The 12447-nt window shown below is 65.8% G+C and carries 13 protein-coding genes; 12 read left to right on the forward strand and 1 reads right to left on the reverse strand.

From position 1 onward, the window contains the following. Positions 1-4: 4 nt before the first annotated feature. The 8 genes from ACWEWT_RS08565 (at position 5) to ACWEWT_RS08600 (ending at position 6964) form a co-directional block, all read left to right on the forward strand. Positions 5-775 carry an IclR family transcriptional regulator gene (locus ACWEWT_RS08565; protein ID WP_452557579.1) on the forward strand — a complete coding sequence of 257 codons (771 nt, stop codon included), beginning with the start codon at positions 5-7 and terminating at the stop codon, positions 773-775. A 46-nt stretch (positions 776-821) separates the two neighbouring features. After that, positions 822-1739, forward strand: a complete 918-nt coding sequence (locus ACWEWT_RS08570) for a dihydrodipicolinate synthase family protein (protein ID WP_452557581.1) — start codon at positions 822-824, stop codon at positions 1737-1739. Further along, a complete protein-coding gene (locus ACWEWT_RS08575; RefSeq protein ID WP_452557583.1) occupies positions 1739-2191 on the forward strand; it encodes a GlcG/HbpS family heme-binding protein in 453 nt (150 codons plus the stop codon). The genes ACWEWT_RS08570 and ACWEWT_RS08575 overlap by 1 nt, the downstream gene beginning before the upstream one ends. Continuing rightward, a complete protein-coding gene (locus ACWEWT_RS08580; protein ID WP_452557585.1) occupies positions 2188-3531 on the forward strand; it encodes an MFS transporter in 1344 nt (447 codons plus the stop codon). The genes ACWEWT_RS08575 and ACWEWT_RS08580 overlap by 4 nt, the downstream gene beginning before the upstream one ends. A 47-nt stretch (positions 3532-3578) precedes the next feature. Continuing rightward, positions 3579-4757 (forward strand): LLM class flavin-dependent oxidoreductase, encoded by a 1179-nt coding sequence (locus ACWEWT_RS08585; protein ID WP_452557587.1) that lies wholly within the window; start codon positions 3579-3581, stop codon positions 4755-4757. A 2-nt stretch (positions 4758-4759) separates the two neighbouring features. Further along, complete coding sequence (locus ACWEWT_RS08590; protein WP_452557589.1) at positions 4760-5554, forward strand: enoyl-CoA hydratase/isomerase family protein; 795 nt, start codon at positions 4760-4762, stop codon at positions 5552-5554. A gap of 157 nt (positions 5555-5711) precedes the next feature. After that, complete coding sequence (locus tag ACWEWT_RS08595; RefSeq protein ID WP_452557591.1) at positions 5712-6137, forward strand: DUF418 domain-containing protein; 426 nt, start codon at positions 5712-5714, stop codon at positions 6135-6137. Continuing rightward, positions 6095-6964: a DUF418 domain-containing protein gene (locus tag ACWEWT_RS08600; RefSeq protein ID WP_452557593.1), complete on the forward strand. Its 870-nt coding sequence runs from the start codon at positions 6095-6097 to the stop codon at positions 6962-6964. The genes ACWEWT_RS08595 and ACWEWT_RS08600 overlap by 43 nt, the downstream gene beginning before the upstream one ends. A gap of 309 nt (positions 6965-7273) precedes the next feature. Here the strand turns inward: ACWEWT_RS08600 and ACWEWT_RS08605 are convergent, their stop codons facing one another. Continuing rightward, complete coding sequence (locus ACWEWT_RS08605; RefSeq protein WP_452557595.1) at positions 7274-7807, reverse strand: GNAT family N-acetyltransferase; 534 nt, start codon at positions 7805-7807, stop codon at positions 7274-7276. Positions 7808-8113: 306 nt separating this feature from the next. On the opposite strand from ACWEWT_RS08605, the gene ACWEWT_RS08610 reads away from it, so the two are divergent. The 4 genes from ACWEWT_RS08610 to ACWEWT_RS08625 all read left to right on the forward strand — a co-directional run bounded on the left by ACWEWT_RS08610 (position 8114) and on the right by ACWEWT_RS08625 (position 12356). After that, entirely contained in the window at positions 8114-8575 is a 462-nt protein-coding gene (locus ACWEWT_RS08610; protein WP_452557597.1) for a hypothetical protein, read from the forward strand. 260 nt (positions 8576-8835) lie between these two features. After that, the gene (eat, locus tag ACWEWT_RS08615; RefSeq protein WP_452557599.1) at positions 8836-10260 is read left to right on the forward strand and encodes an ethanolamine permease; all 1425 of its coding nucleotides are present in this window, start codon (positions 8836-8838) and stop codon (positions 10258-10260) included. Between the two features lie 376 nt (positions 10261-10636). Then, positions 10637-10858: a heavy-metal-associated domain-containing protein gene (locus ACWEWT_RS08620; RefSeq protein ID WP_452557601.1), complete on the forward strand. Its 222-nt coding sequence runs from the start codon at positions 10637-10639 to the stop codon at positions 10856-10858. 133 nt (positions 10859-10991) lie between these two features. Further along, on the forward strand, positions 10992-12356 hold the full coding sequence (locus tag ACWEWT_RS08625; RefSeq protein ID WP_452557603.1) for an MFS transporter: 1365 nt from the start codon (positions 10992-10994) through the stop codon (positions 12354-12356). Positions 12357-12447: the final 91 nt, after the last annotated feature.

Consider the following 12447-nt stretch of genomic DNA (forward strand, 5'->3'; position numbering starts at 1 on the left):
TATCGTGTTTGATGACAGCGTATCCGTATCGAATACGTCAGCGGCCGAGTCCGGACCGCACGTTCTGAGTTCCAGTCTCAAGACGCTGCGGGTGCTGGAGGTCATGGCGCAGTGCGGGGCACCGGTGGGAGTTTCGGAGCTGGCGCAGCTGCTCGGATCGTCGCGCGGCACGGTACACAAACAGCTCTCGACCCTGGTGGCCTCCGGATGGGTCGAACAGGACGCCCTCGGCCGCTATCACCTGGGCCTGCTGCCCGTACGTATCGGACAGGCCGCCCTCCGGCAATCCGGGCTGGGCGAGAAAGTCCAGCGGGTTCTCGAACGGGTGGCCGCTTCCACCGGCGAATGCGCCACGATCGCCGCACTCGACAACGACGCCGGGCTGATCGTGCAGCGGGCAGAGAGCGACCGGGTGGTCAGCGCCGATATTCGCGTCGGCAGTCGGCTGCCGTTGCGTGACGGCGCCTCGAATCTTGTCCTGTTGGCATTCGCGACCACGGCCGAACAGCGAGAATCTCTTCGGGCCGCCGGCGCCGCGGTGGCTCCCGAAGAGCAGATCACAGCAGTACATTCGGCCGGTTTCGCTCATACGGTCGACGCGTTCGTCGACCACGCATCGGCAGTATCCATTCCGCTGTACGACCAGTTCGGTCTGCGCACCACAGCACTCACCCTGGTGGGTCCCCACCATCGGGTCGACCGGGATTCCGCACTAGTGGCCCTGCGCGCGGCGCGTGATGCGATCACCGCACTGGGCAGCCCGCGTTCCGGCTGACGTCGACGTCATCCGCCGCGGTACCGACCTACATCGAGGAGTGAATATGAATCCGCTGGCAGGGGTCGTCGGCGCATTGCTGACCCCGTTCGCCGAAGACGGCAACCCCGACCACGATCTACTGGAAGACGAATACGACTTCCTGAGCGGACATTGCGACGCGGTCAGCGTGCTGGGGGCCGAAGTATCGGAATATCGGGCTCTCACCAGCTCTCAGCGTCGCGAACTTCTCGTGGAAGCCGTTCACGCTCTCCGGGACCGGACCCGGGTCCTCGCCGGCATCAGCGCCCCCACGGTGGCGGAGGCCGTCGAGCTGGCCGAGATCGCCGCGGCGGCAGGTGCCGAGTTCGGCCAGCTCCTGCTGCCACAGCGGACCTGGGGCGGGACTCCCGGGCGGCACGAATTGCTGTCCTATGTTCAGCAGGTCGCGCAGCGCAGCCCGCTGCCCCTCGTGCTGTACCACCAGCCGGGACTCGGCGCCGACCCTGCCTTCGATCTCATCGTCGAAGCCTGTGCCGTCGACGGTGTCGTGGCGCTGAAGGACAGCTCACGCGATATATCGCGCAACCTGCGCGCGGTCGCCGAAATTCAGGACGCGGGTCATGCGCAGTATCTCGGGACCGTACAACCGATGCTGGCCATCCTCCTCAGCGGCGGCGCGGGCGCGATGATGCCGCCGCCCTTCACGCTCGTCGGCGCGGAGATCCGCGATGCCGTCGCCGCGGGCGATCTCGCCCGGGCCGGCCGGGCCCAGTCGATGATCGCCCGCCTGCCGGCCGCGTGGGCGGGTCACGGTCTGCTTCCGCTCGCGAAAGCCGCGATGCGGGCCATCGGCAGGCCGCTGGGCGCACCGGCCGCCCCGTTCGACGCGCCACCCGCCGCGGTCCTGGATGCCATAGCCGAGATAACCCAGACATGGCCGGACCTACCGGCCGTCGAAACGAATTCCGGAGTGACGAACTGATGCAGACCATTCGGAGATTGGGCCTGGAAGAAGCGGAGATTCTCGTGGAAGGGGCGCGGCGCCGAGCCGGCGAGATCGGTGTCGCGATGTGCATCGCGGTGGCCGACGAAAGCGGCAACCTGGCGGCCTTCGTACGCGAAGACGGCGCGAAGCCCACCAGCATCTCGATCGCGATCGACAAGGCGTTCACCGCCGCCGGGGCACGGAATCACACGACGTTCTACGCGCAGGTCTCCCAGCCCGGGGCGCCGGCCTGGGGTATCGACGGAACCAACGGCGGTCATTTCACCGCGATCGGCGGCGGCGTCCACATCGTGGAGGACGGTGGAGTCGTGGTGGGTGGTATCGGCATCAGTGGTGGAAACTCGGCACAGGATCACGATGTCGCCGTCGCCGCAGTCGATTTCCTGTCGGCGCGGTTCCCCACTCTGACCACCGAGAGCCCGTTGTGACGACGAAATCGCCTCCGGCCGCCGACACGGTTACCGATACCGGAACCCAGCGCCGGAATGCGTTCGTCGGCGCGTACCTCGGCTGGATGTTCGACGGATACGAGACGTTCGCGACGGTGCTCGTCGCCGCCCTGGTGGTCAACGACCTGGTCGGACCCGGAACCTCCCGGACGGCGCCGCTCTACGTGGGTGGCATCCTCGCGGTCACTCTCGTTTCGTGGGCCATCGGCGGCCTGGTGTCCGGCACACTCGCCGACAGGTTCGGCAGGCGCCGGGTCATGATGTTCTCGATTCTGTGGTACGCCGTCTGTGCCGGTCTGACGGCGCTCTCGCCGAATTACGCGGTGCTGCTGGTGTTGCGGTTCTGCACCGGGCTCGGTATGGGCGCCGAGTGGGGCGGTGGCAGTTCCCTCGTATCCGAGACCGCGTCCCCGCAGACGCGCGGGCGTCGTATCGCGTTCCTGCAGAGCGGGTTCGGAGTCGGGTTCCTGCTCGCGACCGGGCTGTGGCAGCTGGTGAACAATGGCAATTCCGGCGATTGGCGCTGGATGTACGCGATCGGAGTCCTTCCGGCGCTACTGGTCCTTTTCGTCCGGCGCAATGTCGAGGACTCCGCACTGTGGAAACGGGCGGATCGTGAACGACGACGGGTCGCGGATCTGGTGGACTCCGGGGCGGATATAGCACCGGAGACCCGGATCCTGGCGAGGGCACACCTGGTCCAGTTGTTCTCCGACCAGGCACGGCGCAGGCAGGTGTGGCGACTCCTGGTCGCCGCTCTGGCTTCCATGCTCGGCTGGTGGGCGGTATCGACCTGGGTGCCGGAGTTCGCCCGCTCGGTGATGGACGGACAGGTGGACGATCTCGCCACCTCCATGACGCTGGTCGTCGTGAGTTACAACGCCGCGGGGGTTCTGGGCTATCTGGCTATGGGGTGGCTCACCGATGTGCTCGGCCGCAAGCCGGTGCTGTGTGCCTTCTTCGCCGGCTCGGTGATCATGACGCCCGTGTTCTTCCTCGTACCCGACAACAGAACACAATTGATCGTCCTGGCCTTCGCCAACGGTTTCTTCACCCTCGGTCAGATGACCTGGCTCGCGCTGTATCCGAGCGAACTGTTCCCCACCAATATTCGAGCCACCGCGATGTCGGTGGTGTTCAATCTCGCGCGTTTCCCTGCCGCGATCGGGGCCTTGGTGACACCCGCCTTGATCACGGCGTTCGGATCCATCGCGGCGGCAGCCATCGTTATCGGTTGTGCTGCCTACGGCATCGGCGCTCTGGTAACCCCGGTCATCGGGCCGGAAACAAAAGGCAGACCGCTGCCCGACGCTGCGTGATCCGGCGATGCGCCGGTCGAACCCCTGAAGAAGAAAGAACGTTTCACATGACCCGCCCGCTCAATCGTGCACCGTCTCCGCTGGAGGACCCGCACAGTCCGCTCTCCGAGGCGGCGCGTCAGCCACTGATGCTCGGACTCTTCCTCCCGACCCAGACCGGCGGCTTCTCCCAATCGCTGCTGCCCCGCGGAACGCGATGGGATTTCGACTTCAATCGGCAGTTGACCACCCGAGCCGAGGAAGCCGGCTTCGATTTCGTCTTCGGGCTTCAGCAATGGGTCGGCAAGGGTGGTTTCGGTGGTGAATCCAACTACCGCGAAAACTTCCTCGACCCATTCATTTCCACGGTCGCGCTCGCTCCGGTCACCTCGCGAATCATCACCATTTCCACCGTGCATGTCCTCTACGGATCCTGGCATCCACTGATGCTCGCCCGATTCGCGGCGACAGCGGACCATATCGCCGGTGGCCGTTTCGGGCTCAACATCGTCACGGGATACGACGCCCGCGAGCCATTGATGTTCGGCATGAAACGAATCGAACACGACGAGCGCTATCGGCGGGCCGACGAATTCTCCTCGGTGATGGAAGATCTCTGGCTCGGCGCGGACAATCTGACCTTCGACGGCAAGTGGTACGACCTGCAAGATGCCTATGTGTCGCCCCGGCCGGCCTTCGGACGCCCGATCATGGTGTCGGCCAGCGCCTCGGCCGCCGGTTTCGAGTACGCGGCGAAACATTCCGACATCATCTTCACCTCCAGCAAGTCGGGCGCTCCGTACGAGAAAGCAATGCAGTCGATACCCGCCATCACCACCGAGATCGACGACGCGTACGAGAAAACCGGCCGACACCACCGTACGATCGTCTTCCCGATGATCGTCTGCCGGGAAACTCACGACGAAGCGATCGCGGCGTACGAGGCGATCGCGGCGGCACCCGATACCGGGTCGATCGTCAACTACGACGCCCGGCACCGCGCAGGCGATGCCCAGGGCTGGCCCGAACATGTCCCGGCGGATCGCGTGGTCGGCGGGCATATCCAGATCGTCGGAAACCCCGTGGAGGTCGCCGACCAGCTCGAGGGCCTGCATCGCGCCGGGGTCCACGGTGTACAGATCGGGTTCTACGACTACTCGCCCGAACTCGAATTCTTCGTCGCCGAAGTCGTGCCGATCCTCGAACGTCGTGGACTGCGTACGCCCCCTCCACCGAAGGAAGCGTGATCATGCCGGACCGTCACAGGCCGATCCGATCCGAACTGCGCGGCGGAGTCATGGACGTGGTCATCGACAGCCCGACCGGCCTGATCACCGTGGGCGCGATGCGATTGCTCATCGAAGCTTTCCGGACAGCGACCCTCGAGAACGCCCTCCTGCTGGTCATCCGGTCCGCCGGACACGACTTCACAATGGGCCGCGATCAGAATGAGCGTGTCGAGGGTGTGGGCCGTGACGAATCGCTCAGGATGATCCTCACCGCCAACGACACGTTACGTGGGTTCCCCGGGATCAGCATCTGTGCTGTCCGGGGCCGGGCCTTCGGCTTCGGAGCGGGCCTGGCCGTGCAATCCGATCTGACCCTCGCGGAGGAGAGCGCCACCTTCGCCTTCGATGAAGTGCTCCACGGACTGGCCCCGTTGATCGTCGCCGAATATCTACCCCGTTATGTCGGCCACAAGGCAGCCGCGGATCTGATCTTCACCGGGCGTTCCCTGTCGGCCGGGGAGGCACTACGAGCACAACTCATCAGCCACGTGGTAGCCGATGACCGGCTCGACGAGCGCACCGCCGAACTCCGCGACCACCTGATATCACTGGAACACGGTGCGCTTCGCCTGATGAAGCAGTATCTCCTCGATGTCGGGGCGAACGCGCTCGACAATCCACGCGACAGCGCCGTCACCCGGCTCGATGCCTGGCTCTCGGCCGGGCGACCGTCGATTCCCGAGACCGAGAGTGCCCGACCCGGATGGCGCCGGCCGCGCTCGACGACATCCACACCTGGCTCGACGGTCACCTGAGTGCGACACTCCAACCCGCAATATCGACGCGATGATCGCCCGCTCGTACTCCTACCCCGATCATGATCTCGAGACCCACGCCGCGGAGCCGACCGATCTTTCGCACACGGGGTCACCGCCACCCGTCGACCCAGTTCATCCCGCTCCCGGAGTAGCAATGGCAATGGATCAGGCAATTACACACAACTCCGCACCGCGCGGCGACACCGAGCGTATTCCCGGACCTGATCTGGCCCGGGGGTTCATGCTGCTGCTGATCGTGCTGGCCAATTCGGCCTACTATCTGTTCGGTCGGGAGCGTTCGGCCTCCGGAGCTCATCCGGTGGACGGTTCGGCGCTGGACACGGTGGTGCAGGGGGCACTCATCACCACAGTCGATCTGCGGGTGTATCCGATGTTCGCGTTCTTGTTCGGCTACGGCCTGGTGCTGATCGCCCGGCAGCAGCAGCGACACGGGCTCTCCGAGAGGGAGACCCGGTGGGTGGTGCAACGCCGCAACCTGTGGCTCATCGTCTTCGGCTCGGTGCACGCCCTGCTCCTGTGGGGGGCGACATTCTCGGCGCTTACGGTCTCACCGGTCTGATCCTCGTCTGGCTGTTCATGCACCGGTCCGACCGCACACTTCTGGTCTGGGCCGGGATCGGCACGGCGATCGTTGTTCTGGTGGCGGGCCTGTCGGCGCTCGAGGCCGTGGCCGTCCTGGCCGGTGAGCGCACCGCGCCCGGTCTCGAGCCGGAGCTCCTGGAGTCGGCGTACTCCAGTGTCTCGGCCGAGAGTGTCGGAGCCGCGGCGGTGGCTCGGATGGCGATGTGGCCCCTCCAAGTGACGTTCATCCAGGGCATCTTCGGCATGGTGGTGCCCGTATCGATCCTGCTGGGCCTCTGGGCCGCGCGCCGCCGGGTTCTGGAACGGCCACAGGAACACCGGAAACTGCTGTGGGCAACCGCGATCGGAGGGATCGGGATCGGCTGGGGGTTCGGGCTCGTACACGCCCTGGCCCACGCCGGGGTGATCAGCGGAGCGGGACCGGCGATGGCGTCGTTCGCGGCACCGCAGTTGGCCACCGGCCTCACATGCGGTCTCGGTTACGTCGCGGTGTTCGGGCTGATCGGCGGCCGCTTGGCGGACCGCCGGATCGGACCGGGTACACAGGCGGTTACCGCGGTGGGCAGACGTTCGCTGACCTGCTATCTGGCACAGTCGGTGCTGTGCGCACCGATCCTGGCGGCATGGGGTCTCGGACTCGGTGGCACGCTCGGCAGCGCAGGTATGGCCGCCTTCGCCGTCGCGGTATGGCTCGTCACCCTCGGTGGCGCCGTCCTGCTCGAACGGCGGGCGAGCCCCGGCCTCGCCGAAACTCTGCTGCGCCGCCTGACGTACGGCCCGGCCGCGAACAGGCGCACCGTGTGAACGCTCGCGCGACCACCGCCGGTTCAGCGGGCGGAAACCGTAGGACGATCGCCGGGCGCGGCGCTACAGACCGCCCTCGGCCATCTCGCCGGCCCGATATCGGTGCCGTGTCGGTGACCCGCGCACTCGATGCGACCGGCGCCTGTCGGGCACGCTGGACCAGGTGCTGGAACCCTGCGATCAACCTGTTCGCGATCACCTGCGCCGACCGTTGGCCCGACACTCGAACCCGATGAGGAAACCGCCGAACTGCCCGCCGGGCCGACATGGGCGAGCACCGCAGCGGCCTACCAACTATCCGCAGCGATCTCATAGATGATCTCGAGCCCGTCCTCGTCGTCCCATTGCTGCCCTACCTCGACGAAGCCGTACTACGATGCCAACCGATACGACGCCAGGTTGTCGGGGCTGATGCTGACCCGAACGGTTCCGACCCTCGGCTCGCGAGCAGCGCGCCGCAACAAAGACTCCAGCGCCGCGCGCATAACCGCGGCGTCGGTACCCGGGGTCGACAGCGTATCCGATTTCCACCATCCCCGATCCGTCGGGAAGCCCGTGGAAGCCTGCCCTGCCCACCGCCAGTTGCTCTTGTTCGTCCCAGATGACGCCAGTGACCCACCCCGCGCCGGCCGGTTCCCGCCGGACCTGTTCGCTACGCATCTGCCACAGCCGTCGCCGGTCCGGTCCGGCGAAGTGAACCGTCAGCGGGACCGGGCTGGCCGTGTTCGCGGCTGCACGATCACCTTCGGCGAGCGCCTCGAACACCGCGCGGTTCAAGTGCACTATGCGCACACACGGGACGGGACGGCACCGATCCGAAGCGAGACCTCGATGGTGAGGCATCTGGCAAACATCCCAGATGCCCGCGGTCCGCGCACCCGAATACCGAGCCCGCCCCTCGCCTGAGACTGGATCGCTGCCACATCAGGCCACGGCACCGCGGTCACGGAAGAACCCCATCGGATCAACAGTCACACAGAGGCTTCCTGATCCACACCCGAATGGGCCGCGCGATCCGCGGGTCGAATCGTCACCTCGACGTCGACGGTCGGCCGAGCGCCCGAAAGGCAATTGATCACGAAATATGAAGGGCTGCGCTATCTTTCGTATGTAGTTGACGAGCAAGTTACATCAGCGAGAAGGACGAAGATGGCTGAGTACCCCCGGGACCGCCTGTACTCCCAAATGCAGGTATGGGGACAGGGTTGCGGCGAGAACGACAGCGACGGGCTCTACCGGGCCGGCGACCGGGTGAAGGTCGGCTTCACCGCTGTGGTGAATGAAGTGGCCGCCGGCAAACCGAATCTGGTGATGAGCCTGCCGGAGATCGACAGCACCCACATCTGCGGTGACATCTTCGGCTATCTGGGCTGGGGCTATGAGGGTGACGACGACTACAACGACGAGGGTTTCGAGCTCTGCATGCCGGTCGACGGTCGCATCACAGTCCTCAACAGCAGGGTCATCGACAACCCGGACCTGGTTCTCGACGACCCGTACGGCGAAGGCTGGCTGTTCGAACTGGAGGTCACCGGTTATGACGCCACCACTGATCTGCTGATGGAAGCCGACGATTACGCCGCCTACGTCGCGCAGATCGAGAACTCCTGACGAGGGCTCGACCCGTCGCGGCTGCCGGGTCGGGCGGCCCTTGCCTTCTCGCCGTCTCGGCGGGCCGGTGGGGCGCCTGCGGGGAACTTCAGGCACCGACGGCGAGTTCACCGGTGATCGGCGCGCCGGATACTCGCCACCGAAACACACCCGCAAGTGTTGTGAAATATCGGATCATTACTCTCACGCTGTCCAGATGTCCTGTGTCGACCCGGCGGAGATGAAATCCGGACGGGCAGCACCGTTGCGGGGAGTATCGAATGAGCGTCACCGAACCCGGCCGGTCCGACCCCGGAATCGACCAGGAATACCTCGGCAAGCGGACGCTGCGTACCGGAACAGCGGGCTGGGTGCTGCTGGCCGGGCTCGGCGTCAGCTATGTGGTCAGCGGCGACTATTCCGGATGGAATTTCGGCCTGGCGGAGGGCGGGTTCGGCGGCCTGGCCGTCGCCACGGTCGTGATCGCGGCCATGTACAGCGCGATGGTGCTGAGTATGGCCGAGATGTCGGCCGCCCTGCCGACAGCGGGTGGCGGCTACACGTTCGCGCGCCGGGCCCTGGGTCCGTGGGGCGGGTTCGCGACGGGGACGGCGGTGCTGATCGAATATTCGATCGCGCCGGCCGCGATCGCCACATTCATCGGCGCCTACGTCGAATCCCTCGGATTGTTCGGCATCGTCGATGGGTGGTGGGTCTATCTCGCGGTCTACACACTCTTCGTCGGTGTTCACCTGGCCGGGGTCGGTGAGGCCCTGAAGGCGATGTTCGTCATCACCGCCATCGCGCTCATCGGTCTCGTGATCTTCGCGTTCGCGAGCCTCGGCAGCTTCTCCTGGTCGAACTTGACCGATATCGCGCCCGACCCCGATGCCGCGGGCGCCGGCGAGTTCCTCCCGTTCGGCTACCTCGGGATCTGGTCGGCGCTGCCCTTCGCCATCTGGTTCTTCCTCGCCGTGGAAGGGGTCCCGCTCGCCGCGGAGGAAGCCCGGGATCCCGCGCGCAATGTGCCGCGAGGCATCATCGCGGCGATGACCGTCCTCATCGTGACCGGAGCGGTGGTGCTGATCCTGGTTCCGGGCGCCGGCGGCGCGGCGGCGATGCAGGCGTCCGGCAATCCCCTCGTCGAAGCGCTCGGCTCGGGTACGGCGGCAACGGTCGTGAACTACATCGGCCTGGCCGGCCTGGTCGCCAGTTTCTTCTCCATCATCTTCGCCTACTCACGACAGCTGTTCGCGCTGTCACGCGCCGGCTATCTGCCACGTGGGCTCTCGATCACCAACGCGCGCAAGGTTCCCACGCTCGCGTTGATCGTGCCCGGCGTCATCGGCTTCGTGCTGTCGATCTTCGGCAACGGCGCGACACTGCTCAATATGGCTGTATTCGGCGCCGCGCTGAGCTACGTACTCATGATGGTCAGCCATATCGTGCTGCGGATCCGGGAACCGGGTATGGTCAGGCCCTACCGGACGCCCGGCGGCCTCCTGACCGCCGGTTTCGCCCTGGTGATCGCTGTCCTGTCGGTAATCGCGACCTTCCTGGTCGATTCCACGGCAGCCTTCGGCTGTCTGGTCGTATTCGTGCTGTTCATGCTGTATTTCGCCCTCTACAGCCGGTCGCGACTGGTCACCGGTTCCCCCGACGAGGAGTTCGCCGCACTGGCCGCCGCGGAAGACGAACTCCGCTGACCATCCGCCGCAGCACGCTCGGATTCTGTGTAGGCCACTTTGTGGAGGCTGCTCCGCGCCGGGCGGGTTGATGTCGTCGCCGCCGTCCAGGACGCTTTTCGACACGGGCGGCCGGTTGATCGGTGCGTGGTTTCCGCGCCGATCGACGTGATGCCACCGGGGAAATCCGCAGCGTGTAGCGCCTGCACCGCGCGCAGACCCACCGGCGATGCTCCGACAACGACGACCTGATTCAACTTCGTCATGCCACCACCACGCATACCCCTCGACGGCAGCGACGGGACTCATACCCATACCCCCTAGGGGTAGACAATCCGCGGCAATTGTCGTATCGTCCGTTCTCGGAACCCCCTGAAACACAAGGAGAAAAGCGGTCATGAGCACCAACAACGGCACGAGCACCTACGTCGTTTCGGGCATATCCTGTGGCAGCTGCGTCGGCAAGGTCAGGAACGAGATCGGCAAGCTCGACGGCATCGACGGTGTCGATATCGAACTCGCCACGGGCCGGATGACCGTCATCGGCGCAAGCGCGATCGACGACGCGCTGATCCAGGACACCGTCGAGAACCTCGGCTACGAACTCGTCCAGAACTGACGCCCCCACCACCGTGTCATCGACTCCGACTCGATGACACGGTGGCCTTCCCCGGGGAAGTCGGCACGTCCGGACGGGTGCCCGCGCTCAGCAGGTGCCACGCACCGACACAGAAAACAGAAGGACGACCCCGATGATCACGTCACTGTTCGCCGACCGCGACTACCTGCGGTTGTTCACCGCACAGATGACTGCCCTGTTCGGTACCGGCCTGACCACGGTCGCGCTCGGACTGCTCGCCTACGAGCTCGCCGGAGCCGATGCCGGAGCCGTGCTCGGCACCGCCCTGACCATCAAGATGGCCGTCTACGTCACCGTGGCCCCGATCGTGGCCGCCTACGCCGACAGATTCCCCCGCCGACTTTTCCTCTTCTCGCTCAATATGATTCGTGGCGGCGTCGTACTGGCACTGCCCTTCATCGACCAGATCTGGCACATCTACGTACTGATCGCCGTCCTGCAGACCGCCTCAGCCGCCTTCACCCCGACTTACCAGGCAGTGATCCCCGATATCCTGCCCGACGAACGGGACTACACCCGCGCACTGTCGGCAGCTCAACTCGCAGCGACCATGGAAACGCTGCTGAGCCCCATGCTGGCCGCGGCCGCGCTGACCCTGATCAGCTTCCACTGGCTGTTCGTCGGCACCGCGATCGGCTTCGTGGTCTCGGCCGCACTGGTGATCTCGACTCGAATCCCCGACGCGGGCCGAACCACCCAGGGTAGCTTCCGCGAACGGATCTCGGTCGGCATGCGGATCTTCGCCGCCACTCCTCGGCTGCGCGGGCTGCTCGGCCTGAACCTGGCCGTCGCCGCAGCAGGTTCGGTGATCATGGTCAACACCGTCAACTATGTTCGTGACACCCTCGGCGGAACGCAAACCGGCGTTGCACTGTTGTTGGCCGCCAACGGTTTCGGAACGATGGTAAGCGCCTTGTCACTGCCACGGGTCCTGGATCGAATCGGCCCTCGCCCGGTAATGCTGTCCGGCGCGGCAATGCTGATCTTCGGACTCGGCTCGGCCGTCGCACTGTCGACCGCCACCGGCGAACAATGGCGCTGGGGTGCCGCGATCGCGGTGTGGGCCGTGATCGGCGCGGGCACCGCCGCAGTGCTCACCCCCACCGGGCAGATCCTGCGCCGCTCATCGCAGCCCGCCGACCGCGCCGCACTGTTCGCTGCCCAGTTCTCGCTGTCGCACCTGGCTTGGCTGCTCACCTATCCGATCGCCGGATGGCTGACCAGCGCAGTCGGTTTCACCTCCACCTGGGTGGTGTTGGTGGCGCTCGCCACCGTCGGAACCACAGTCGCGCTGCGGTCCTGGCCGCGTCACGACCCCGAGCGGATCACCCACCTGCACGAGGTCGGCACCATCGACCCTGTCCGCCTGGTCGATGCGATCCGTGTCAGCGACCGCCTCTACCGGCACACCCACCCCTACGTCATCGACGCAGAGCACCGGCAGTGGCCGCGTGACACGCGTCAGCTCGTCGGCTAGGGCCTGTCCTGTAATTCATCGCAACCAGAGCACGATCGCGGCGATGGTGAGTTCGGCCTGGTAGTAAGCGGCACGCTTGGCGTAACGGGTG

This window comes from Nocardia sp. NPDC003963, from assembly GCF_053605105.1.

Coding starts and splice junctions, on each gene's coding strand:
- ACWEWT_RS08570 (WP_452557581.1), top strand. CDS start 822: ATGAATCCGCTGGCAGGGGTCGTCGGCGCATTGCTGACCCCGTTCGCC.
- ACWEWT_RS08575 (WP_452557583.1), top strand. CDS start 1,739: ATGCAGACCATTCGGAGATTGGGCCTGGAAGAAGCGGAGATTCTCGTG.
- ACWEWT_RS08585 (WP_452557587.1), top strand. CDS start 3,579: ATGACCCGCCCGCTCAATCGTGCACCGTCTCCGCTGGAGGACCCGCAC.
- ACWEWT_RS08590 (WP_452557589.1), top strand. CDS start 4,760: ATGCCGGACCGTCACAGGCCGATCCGATCCGAACTGCGCGGCGGAGTC.
- ACWEWT_RS08595 (WP_452557591.1), top strand. CDS start 5,712: ATGGCAATGGATCAGGCAATTACACACAACTCCGCACCGCGCGGCGAC.
- ACWEWT_RS08605 (WP_452557595.1), bottom strand. CDS start 7,807: ATGCCTCACCATCGAGGTCTCGCTTCGGATCGGTGCCGTCCCGTCCCG.
- ACWEWT_RS08610 (WP_452557597.1), top strand. CDS start 8,114: ATGGCTGAGTACCCCCGGGACCGCCTGTACTCCCAAATGCAGGTATGG.
- eat (WP_452557599.1), top strand. CDS start 8,836: ATGAGCGTCACCGAACCCGGCCGGTCCGACCCCGGAATCGACCAGGAA.
- ACWEWT_RS08620 (WP_452557601.1), top strand. CDS start 10,637: ATGAGCACCAACAACGGCACGAGCACCTACGTCGTTTCGGGCATATCC.
- ACWEWT_RS08625 (WP_452557603.1), top strand. CDS start 10,992: ATGATCACGTCACTGTTCGCCGACCGCGACTACCTGCGGTTGTTCACC.